This window comes from candidate division WOR-3 bacterium (assembly GCA_039801365.1).
Classification (GTDB): Bacteria; Hydrothermota; Tepidihabitantia; order Tepidihabitantales; family Tepidihabitantaceae; genus JBDRUN01.
The window spans coordinates 1-9,690 of sequence record JBDRUN010000092.1 but is presented as its reverse complement, the minus strand read 5'-3'; the positions used below and the strand labels follow the sequence as shown (position 1 = coordinate 9,690).

7 protein-coding genes are annotated in these 9,690 nt (G+C 59.6%); all 7 read left to right on the top strand.

All coding sequences use genetic code 11. The features are described from left to right. Positions 1-151: 151 nt before the first annotated feature. A complete protein-coding gene (locus tag ABIL25_09805) occupies positions 152-1,660 on the top strand; it encodes a T9SS type A sorting domain-containing protein (protein MEO0082560.1) in 1,509 nt (502 codons plus the stop codon). A gap of 80 nt (positions 1,661-1,740) precedes the next feature. Next, positions 1,741-2,607, top strand: coding sequence for a hypothetical protein (locus tag ABIL25_09800; protein ID MEO0082559.1), 867 nt, complete (start codon positions 1,741-1,743; stop codon positions 2,605-2,607). A 22-nt stretch (positions 2,608-2,629) separates the two neighbouring features. Beyond that, on the top strand, positions 2,630-5,815 hold the full coding sequence (locus ABIL25_09795; protein MEO0082558.1) for a hypothetical protein: 3,186 nt from the start codon (positions 2,630-2,632) through the stop codon (positions 5,813-5,815). A 91-nt stretch (positions 5,816-5,906) separates the two neighbouring features. Next, complete coding sequence (locus ABIL25_09790) at positions 5,907-6,455, top strand: hypothetical protein (GenBank protein ID MEO0082557.1); 549 nt, start codon at positions 5,907-5,909, stop codon at positions 6,453-6,455. A gap of 31 nt (positions 6,456-6,486) precedes the next feature. Continuing rightward, positions 6,487-7,206, top strand: coding sequence for a pseudouridine synthase (locus ABIL25_09785; protein ID MEO0082556.1), 720 nt, complete (start codon positions 6,487-6,489; stop codon positions 7,204-7,206). Between the two features lie 307 nt (positions 7,207-7,513). After that, positions 7,514-8,830 (top strand): electron transport complex subunit RsxC, encoded by a 1,317-nt coding sequence (gene rsxC / locus ABIL25_09780; GenBank protein MEO0082555.1) that lies wholly within the window; start codon positions 7,514-7,516, stop codon positions 8,828-8,830. Further along, positions 8,827-9,690, top strand: an 864-nt coding sequence (locus tag ABIL25_09775) for an RnfABCDGE type electron transport complex subunit D (protein MEO0082554.1), incomplete at its 3' end; no start/stop codon positions are given. The genes rsxC and ABIL25_09775, both read left to right, overlap by 4 nt.

Below are 9,690 nucleotides of genomic sequence, written 5' to 3'. Positions count from 1 at the left end.
ATGGTTTGATAGCTTTACAATCATTACTCGGTCGGGCCAGAAGGATACACCCTGCCCGACCCTTTTTCCAGCCAAGTTACACACAAATAAGGATACTACCGGTAGGCGGTGCGGGCTTGACGAACCTGCTTTGAAGTTGTACCGTTTGTCGTTGAGATACTCGTCACTTGCGACTGTTCTGCTATACCTTGTTGTTCTGTCGGGGTCGAACGTAGCCGTCCGCGGCCAGACTTTGTACGATACCGTGGGTTTCACTGACCGCGACCGCCAAGTCTATGGTCCGGCCCTCCGTTACATTGTGAACGATACTCTGCGCGGTGTCCACGTTGTCTGGAAAGGCGGGTTCGGCGACATCTACTACAACTTCCGGGCCCGGGATAGTAGTTGGCGCTGGGCCGGTGGCACGGTCATCAACCTTTTTCCGCGCAATCTAGGCTGTCTGGCCGTGGACCGGGCCACTGGCCGGGCCGTAATCGGTACCGATTACCTGTTTAGGAATGAGTCTCAGACTAGCTATTTTCAGGACTCAGCCGCCGGCCAGGCGCGTTTTCGCGAGCGGGACGTGATTTCCGGATTCCGCGGCTTGGTTCCGGCCAGCTCCTATTACGTCACACTGTTTGCCGGCGAACGCAATGATACCTTGTTCGGTCTGTCGCTTTTTACGTTCCAGCGCATCGGCCGGGTTGGTTCGTTTCCCGGTTATAGTGTGGCCGGAGCCAGAAACTCGGCCCGGTTCTGCTATGTCTGGACGTCAACCGATGGCCCGGACTGCGGCACGCTCTACATCAAGGAGACACCGAATAACGGCGCAAACTGGTATGCGAACGTCAATCTGTCAGATTCAGCACCAGGTCCGTTTCGATACTCCCGTTTCGGTGGCTCGGCAGTGTACGACTCGATCAGACTCTATCTCGTCACCGCGTTCTACGACGGTTTGCGGCCGAATCATTCGGAAATCTGGCTGTATGCCAAGTACGACACTCCACCCTGGACCAGAATCCACGAGTTCGGTCTGCCGGACTCAGTCCGAATCGGCGACCATGCGCTTGCCTGCTGCCGGCCAACGATTGCTCAGAATCCGCGTAATTCAGAGTTGTTTGTCGTCTGGGAGCAGTTCGACCCAGGGAATGTTGACCCTTTGACCGGGTTGTGTCGGGCCGACGTCTGGGCTGCTCGTTCCGGCGATTCAGGCCGGACCTGGGGCAGACCGGTACGGCTCACCCGGCCAGACCAGTGCAGTAAGCGTTTTCCATTTCTTGCCGAGGTTGCCGATGACACGTTGCGCATCATCTGTTTTGCCGACTCGGTTGCCGGGTTCTGGGAGCAGGGTCAGGGGCCGCGTACCCGTAACCCAGTGCTCTATCTGAGGTTTCCAACCGACCAACTGCCTACTGGCCTTGCAGAAGACAAGCGCGACACGGTTGAGCTGTCCAGTAGTTCGCATGTTGTCCAGAGCGTCGTGGTCAACAGTTTCGCAGTCCGCTGTCCTGGTCAAGCTCTGGTTCAGGTGTTCGATCCGGCCGGACGGATGGTTCGGTCGCAGCGGGTCTGGCGCACTGCCAGTGACATCGGCTGGAATCTGAACGCAGGCGTCTATTTTGTCCGCGTCGTTTCAGACAACGGTTCGCCCCAGACTAGCCGCGTGGCTAAGGTTCGTTGATTTGCACCCGCACGAAGTCCAGAAACAGGGGCCGTAAGCCTGGCTTGACAGGTAACAGCCGCAGGGCAAGAATTGACGTGATGAGAATACTGCTTGCAGTTGTCGTATGTGCGACCCTTCTGGCCGGGTGTGTGAGCACAGTGGTGGTTGGTCGGTCTGTGACCGGAGCCGAGGTCCTGAACCCTCTGGCGGCAGTTCAGTTGGACGGGCCAGCAGTAGCAATTTGTTCTGACGGTGCTGATGTCGTCGTACTCGAGGTGTCCGGAACAAGGCTCGTCGTGCTTGATTCACTACTTCAGCCAGGCGACACGATTCCGTTGACCGAACGTCTTACTGCGGCGCGTGGAGTCCTTGCCGACCGATTCTATTACTACGTCTATGACGACCGGGCTCTTTATCGGGCGCTCAAGGACCGGCTGAGGCTTGACCTCTGGCTTTCGAACGTGCGCGTGGCCGGCCTGGCTCCTTATGCAACCGGCGAGATGTTGGTGTGCGATGACGAACGAAACTTGGTCTGGTACAAGAGTTTGTTTGGCGAGGGCGGGAGGTTTCTGGACCCGACTGCGGTTGCTGACCCCGGACCGATTGTTGCTTTGCCTGGGGGGCGGTTCTGCGTGCTGGACGGAGGGTACCGACTTGTGTTCTTCAATCGGGCCCGGGTCATCAGCGGAAGCGTGCGGTTGGCGGAGCAATACGACCTTATGGCAGCAGACGCTTCCGGTGTTCTGTATCTGGGTCGCCGCGGTTCAAATGTTGTTGTTCTGACCGATGGCAAGAGACAAGTGTTCTGTGAACTTGAGGAAGCAGACGGGCCAATTGGATTCGCGGTTTTGACCGGTCCGGGTTCTGATTCCGGCACGACTCCGGTCGTCAGACTCGCGGTGCTTGATTCTGGTTCAAGAATTCTTCTATACCGTCCGCCACGGCTCGACCGGCCGGCTCGGTAGTGCATTGACACCGACTGCCCGATTGCGAAGCGAGCGTTCCGGCATTGGGCCGGGTCCGGCTTGGGCGCTTGCGGCAGTCCTGGCCCTCTGTGCTGTTGCGCTGGCTGCACCGCTTGGTCGGCCCGGCCATACGGTGATAGTTGCCGATGGTCTGCGTTTTGCGTTTCCACTTGAGCACCGACTGATCGTCACCGGTTCTGACACAGTGCTGGTTGATGGCGAGATTCTGCCAGCGTCAGAGTATGACCTGAGTCCAGGGTCAGGGTTCGTTGTTTTCCATAAGCGGCCTCAGGCCTGGGCCGTAATTCTGGTATCGTACCGTTACGTCCCTTTTCTCAGTCCGCACCAGGAGTTCAGGCTGCATCAGCCGGTTCCTGCGGCCGAAGGTCCGGCTTTTCAGACCTTGCCGGTTGAATCGGAGAGCACCGGGCAGACCGTTTCCGGTGACGTTCTGGTGTCAGGCGAAAAGTCAATCGGGGTGTCGGTCGGCGGTGTTGACGGTTCAGGAATCAGCCAATCAACGCGGTTGAGCGTGAGCGGCACGATTGAGGGCATTGGCATCGCGGCCGAGCTTTCAGATCAGAGTTCAGGAATCCCGGCCGAAGGCACGACCCGGGAAGTCGAGCAGCTGGATCGAATTGCCATCAAGGTCAAGGGCCAAAACTGGCAGGGAGGTTTTGGCGATGTTGACTTGGGGCTGGGTGCGCTTGGGTTTGGCCGGCTTGAGCGTAAGGCAGTTGGCGGGCTTGTTGATTTGCAGGCGATGCGGGGAACTTCCAGTCTTGCTTATGCCCGGCCAAGGGGTCAGTTCGGTCATGTGGTGCTTTCGGGTCGGGCCGGGGTGCAGGGGCCATATCTTCTTGCTTTGGACCAGCGCCAGGCTCAGGTCGTGCCGGCAAGCGAGCGAGTGTATCTGAATGGTCAGCGCATGACCAGAGGTTGGGACGCGGATTACACGATTGACTATTCGACCGGCGAGCTGTTTTTCACTTGCCGCAGGGTGATTGAGTCTGACTCGCGGATTGAGGCGTTTTTTGATTACGTGAACGAGGCATACGAGCGGGACGCTGTTCTGGCCGCTTCGTCGGCCAGGGCCGGGCCGGTTGAGTTCCTGGCCGGCGTGTTCCGGGAGGGTGATAATCCGAACCGGCCATATGACGAAGACCTTACCGAGGAGGAGCGCAAGTATCTGGCTGGTATTGCTGCCGATACGTCGCGGGCCTGGCTTGACGGCAGCCGGTTTGTGGGCCCGGGCAACGGTTCCTATGTTAAGGAGCCAGCCGGGTTCTTCCGGTACGTGGGCAGGTCTCAGGGCGACTATGAGGTTACTTTCACTTTGGTCGGCGATTCGCTGGGGTCTTACACTTATGACGATTCGCTCTTGGCATATCGCTACGTCGGCGAAGGACAGGGCAACTACGTGGCGCAAAGAAAGGTGACGTTGCCGTCACGGGATGAGCTTGCTACGTTCGGAGTCAGCGCTCAGAGTTCAGGGGTCAGCGCAAGCGTGAGCGGTGCAGTCTGCCGGAAGATGCTGAACCTGTTTGCTCAGACCGGCGCCCCCCGGCTCGACGGAGCAGTCGCACCGAGTGCAGCGTGGCAGGCTGAGCGGTTCAGCGTGTCGTATGACGGACGCTTTCGATCCCAGGGGTTCAGGTTGCCGGGCCAGGATACAGTCATTGATTTCGCCTACCGGTGGGGCCAAGAGCGCCAGCGCGAGGTCGCTTCAACAAACGAGCTGCGGTTGGAGGTAAGACCAGCCAGTAACCTGGTGTTTGCCGCCGAGGCCGGAGTCCTCGACCAGATACGTTCCGGACTGGTTACCCGCTGGCTGAGTAGTGCGAGACTGTGGTCTTTGTCCCTGACCGCGGCCCGGGCCGGAGCTGAGCAGCGCTATGAGCTTGGTGCAAACCCTTTGGTCTGGCGACTGCAGCCGAGGTTCGGACTTGGACTTTTCAGTCGGCCTGAGCAGCAGCGCCGGCAAGCAGGTATCGGGCTTAGCGTAAGCCCGGTTGAGAATCTGTCGCTCGGTGCTGACTATCGGTACGATGACGTAAGCCGGCCAGATTCAGCGGCCTGGCTGAGTCCCCGGTTCGCTTCACGCATCTGGGAGACCGGTGGCCTGGCCCAGGTTGAAGCACGATGGAACCGGCGCGATGCGCTGACCGTTGACGCTCGTGTTGTCCGGCAGAGCCGGCGGTATCCACCGGCATCGGGTGAAGATTGGACCCGGTGGCTGGCTGACCTTTCTCTGACCGCGAGTCCGTTTGCCGGGGTCAGGGCCTGGGCCAGTCTGGCACAGTCGTATCGTCTGGTGCAGATGCGGGACGAGGTGTTCCGCTATGTCGGCGCTGGCAATGGCCACTATTCCCGGGATACGGTTTCGGGCCGGTACTTTCCTGACCCGCATGGAGACTACGAACGAGTGCTGGTCGCGCTCGGACGGTTCACCGCATGCCGGGAACGCAACTTTTCGGTGTCTTCCCAGTTGTCAACATGGCAGCCGGTGGAGTTCTCCGGTTCGGCCGGCATCGTGAGTGTGACTGATACCATACCAGTGCAGGTGGTCGAGAATCACTCAGTCCGGATGACACTGCGGCTTTGGGAGCCGGTGTTCGGTGCCGCACTCGGCACCTCGGGCAGCCGGTCATGGGACCGAACCCTGACCGCGACCGGAACCGACAACCAGCGTGATGAACGCTATCTCGAACTGCACTCCACCTACATCCGGCCAATCGACGTCCGGACAAGAGCCGAGAACTACGAGGAGCTGCGGCGATTTGCATCCGGGCTTGTGGACCTTGCCGAACAGGGATGGCGTCTGCGGGCCGAGCCGGTAGTCGCCCGCCTCGGACTTGAGCTGACCGTTGCGGTCGGCTGGGCGTGGATAGGCACGTCAGGTGCTTTTCCTGAAGCTGACCGGCTGCGGCTCATCGAGCGTGAGGCCGGGCTTGCGCGGTCCTTCAACATCAGCGAGCGCGGCCGCATCCGGGCATCGGCCAACATTGTCCAGCGTAGTGCAACCGTTGTCGAACTGCCGTATGAGGTCGGGCTGTCACGCCCGCTTGGGCTCACGCCGGGTGCCGGGCTGGAGTTCAGCCAGATGATTTCCGACTTGCTTCTGGCCACAGCCCGGTACGAGTTCACCGACCGGCCAGACCGCTCGGCCGAGCACCGGGCATCGGCTGAGCTTCGGGCCTATTTCTGACGAAATTGCTTGACACCGACCGGTGTTCTGTGGTAACTTTTGGTATGGTAGCTCCAGGTGAGCACTCGGTCGGTATTCAGGGAGGGCAGAGATGATGTCACCCAAGCGTCAGGACCTTACTGCTACCCGCACTCCCCGCCGTGACAAGCGCAAACAGCCTGGCATCAGCCGGTATCTTGTTCTCCTCTTGGTGCTCGTCGCGGTCGTAACCGGCGTGATGCTCGTGCTCGGCTCAACAAAGAAGCAGAGTGCGAAACCGAGGCTGAAGACCGAAACCACTGACGAGTTTTCGACCGGAGCCCGAAGAAAGTCAAAGGGGACGTCTTCGGCTAAGACTGAGAAGCTAGCCAGACGCAAGCGCGAGAAGAAGGAGAAACGTCAGCGCCGGGAACGAAGGGCCCGACGCAGGAAGACTCGGGGCCGGGTCGGAAGTTCGCGTACCCGGTACTCGGTTCCGCGTCAGCTTCAGATGATTGTCACTAATGCTCGGGGTGAACGAGTCGCAGTTATTGACAGTCGGCAGTACCGGACCGGCGATGAAGTGGAAGGCCGAAAACTGACCCAGGTGAAGACGGACGAAGTGCAGTACGAATACCGGGGCAAGACCTACTCGGCCCGCATCGGCCAGCAGTTGTATTAGCACCTTCACAATCAGTCCGGCCGGCAAAGCGGTGCGACTTCAGCGCTATCTGGCTCAGGCTGGGCTTGGCGCACGCCGCAGGTGCGAGAAACTGATCCGCGCAGGAAGGGTCAAGGTTGATGGCCAGACTGCCCAACTTGGCCAGACTGTTGTGCCGGGCAAGAGCGATGTAAGAGTCGATGGCCGTAGGGTTGCGCCAGTCAGCGAACGGGTGGTGATTGTCTTCAACAAGCCGGCCGGAGTGCTGAGCGCGTGCCACCGGTCACGCGAGCAAGGGCCGCTTGTCACCGAGCTCGTGCGGTCCGAGTGGAGGCTATTTCCGTGTGGCAGGCTGGACAAGGATTCTGAGGGCCTGCTTATTCTGACCAACGACGGTGACCTTGCCTACCGGCTTACCCATCCCAGGTTCGCGAAAGAAAAGGAATACGAGGTCGTGCTTGACCGCGATTGCACCGAGACGCAGGTCAGCCAGCTCGTTCGAGGGGTTGAGCTTGAGGACGGCCTGGCGTGTGCGAAGTTAGCCGAACGTATCTCAGCCAGCCGGTTGCGGGTCGTGCTGACCCAGGGTAGAAAGCGACAGTTGCGCCGGATGTTGGAGGCGCTCGGGCTTGGAGTAAGGCGGCTTATCAGAACCAGAATCGGCACTATTCGGCTTGGCCGTCTTGGGCCTGGTCAGTGGCGTAGGCTCCGGGAAGAAGAAATCAGAAAACTTACCCAACAGCGGTGGGGTGTTCAACGGTCAACCCCCTGATGATGCTGCAAGACGCCAGGCCGGACTAATCGCAAGACCCGAACGGAATAGCCGCGCGAGCAGAAGGGCCACGAAACCGAGGTTAGCAAAGCAGCTGCATGAGCTGAATATGAACATCGTAGATAGCATAGCACAGCCCGCGCCACGAGTCAGCCATGTGCGCGTGTGCCGATGATGAATTGCACAAGCGTTGGTTGAGAAGGCGAACATTGGTATTCGAGGCGTAGGATGCGGTAGCAATGAAGTTGGCGCCACGGTCGCGGCAATATTTGACAGCCCCGATGCGACTACTACAATTCGGCTCTTGATGATGACTTTCCGCGGCGGCGTGCATCCGCCAGAGTATAAGGCAACGACCGAACATAGGTCGATCGAGCAGTTGCCCTTGCCTGAGAAGGTGTTCATACCAGTGTCCCAGCACACTGGTGCGCCTGCCAGGCCGGTAGTGCCCAAGGGTGCTTCTGTCAGGACCGGAACGATGCTGGCCGAGGCCGGGGGCAGAATCTCGGTTCCGATTCATTCATCGGTGTCCGGCAAGGTGCTGGATATTTTGGACCTTGCTCATCCTTTGACCGGAAACCGGGTGCCCACCTATGTAATCGAGTCGGACGGCAAGGACACGCTGGAGGAGTCAATTCGCGAGCAGCCGGTTGATACCGACCCGCACCAGATTGTCGAGGCGGTGCGGTCTGCGGGTATTGTCGGCATGGGCGGTGCGGCATTTCCAACCTACGTGAAACTCTCGCCGCCAAAGGAGAAGCCGATTGATACCGTCATCATCAACGGCTGTGAGTGCGAGCCGTATCTTACCGCCGACCATCGGCTGATGGTCGAGCAACCAGCCGAGATTGTTGAGGGTGCCGGGCTTATCGCCCGAGCACTGGGAGTGACCGACATTATTATCGCGATCGAGGACAATAAGCCTGACGCCATTGCGGCGATGGCCGAGCCCGCGCGTCAATGTCGCGGGATGTCGGTTCGCGTCGTGAAGCTTAGGACCAAGTACCCGCAAGGTGCTGAGAAGCAGCTTATCCGGGCATGTCTCAAGCGAGAGGTGCCATCTGGTGGTCTGCCGATGGATGTAGGTTGTGTGGTGCAGAATGTCGGAACCGCGGTTGCGGTCCGAGATGCAGTGCGGTTTGGTAGGCCACTCATTGAGCGGGTGACAACTGTTACCGGACCGGGCCTAGCCGAGCCAAAGAACCTGCGCGTGCGCATCGGTACGCCGATAAGGACTTTGATTGAGTTTTGCGGTGGGTACCGGGGCGAGACAGCCAAGCTGGTAATCGGTGGACCGATGATGGGCATTGCGGTCGCATCAGATGATGTGCCAGTGCTCAAAGGTACTTCCGGAGTGCTTGTCTTGGACAAGGGCTCGGCTGCCGAGCTGTGTGAGTGCGACTGCATCCGTTGCGGCCGATGCATCAAGGCATGCCCGATGGGTCTTCTGCCCCAGCGCCTGTACATGCACCTACGAAGTAGGCGGTTTGATCAGGCCGAGGCCGAGCACGTCACGGACTGCATCGAGTGCGGCTGCTGCGCCTATGTTTGCCCAGCGAAGATAAGGCTCGTACACCATTTCAAGTACGGCAAGTCCGAGATACTCGGGCGTAGAAAAAGATGAACGGGAACGAACCAGCCAGTCGAACGGTCGCGCCGCCAGGCCCGACTGGTCAAACCCCGGACCGTGCTACCGGTTCGCTTCTGTCGGTATCGGCTTCGCCGCACATCCGCAGCCGGACAACGGTTCAGAGCATCATGTGGGCGGTGGTCATTGCGCTTATTCCGGCTTTGGCCGGCTCGGTTTACTTCTTTGGTTTCAGAGTGCTGTGGCTGGTCGGGCTTGCGGTTGTTTCAGCCGTGGTTGCGGATTCACTCGCTCAGGTTGCGTTCGGTCGCAGACCGACACCGGCTGATGGCAGCGCGGTTATCACCGGCCTGCTTGTTGCGTACAACCTGCCGCCCGGTGTGCCGTGGTGGATGCCGGTGCTCGGTTCGGCGTTTGCGACAGTCGTGGTCAAACAGTTCTTCGGCGGGCTCGGGCACAATTTCATCAACCCGGCCCTGGCGGCGCGGGCCTTTCTCATGGTTTCTTGGCCGACGCACATGACGACGATGTGGCAGAAGCCGTTCGGTACCTTGCCGCTTTCTGGACTCGACGCAGTTAGCGAAGCAACTCCGCTTGCGCTTGTGCGTCGTGCCGCCGAGTATCTGCCGCAGGATTCGATTGCTGACGTAGTCCGCCAGGCGAATTCGTTGCCGGTACTAGAGCGGCTCTTCTTCGGTAACGTCGGCGGCTGCCTGGGTGAGACATCGGCCCTGCTCCTGCTGGTTGGTGCTGCCTTCCTCATCATCGTCCGAGTTATTGACTGGCGCATTCCAGCCGCCTACATCGGTACCGTCATTGTTCTGGCGCTGGTTCTGCCTGGTAACCGACTGGCGCCATGGTTCCACGTGTTCTCTGGTGGTATCATTCTGGGCGCA

Excerpts from the sequence above, each read along its gene's own strand:
- ABIL25_09790 (MEO0082557.1), top strand. The coding sequence starts at position 5,907 with ATGATGTCACCCAAGCGTCAGGACCTTACTGCTACCCGCACTCCCCGC.
- rsxC (MEO0082555.1), top strand. The coding sequence starts at position 7,514 with ATGATGACTTTCCGCGGCGGCGTGCATCCGCCAGAGTATAAGGCAACG.
- ABIL25_09800 (MEO0082559.1), top strand. The coding sequence starts at position 1,741 with ATGAGAATACTGCTTGCAGTTGTCGTATGTGCGACCCTTCTGGCCGGG.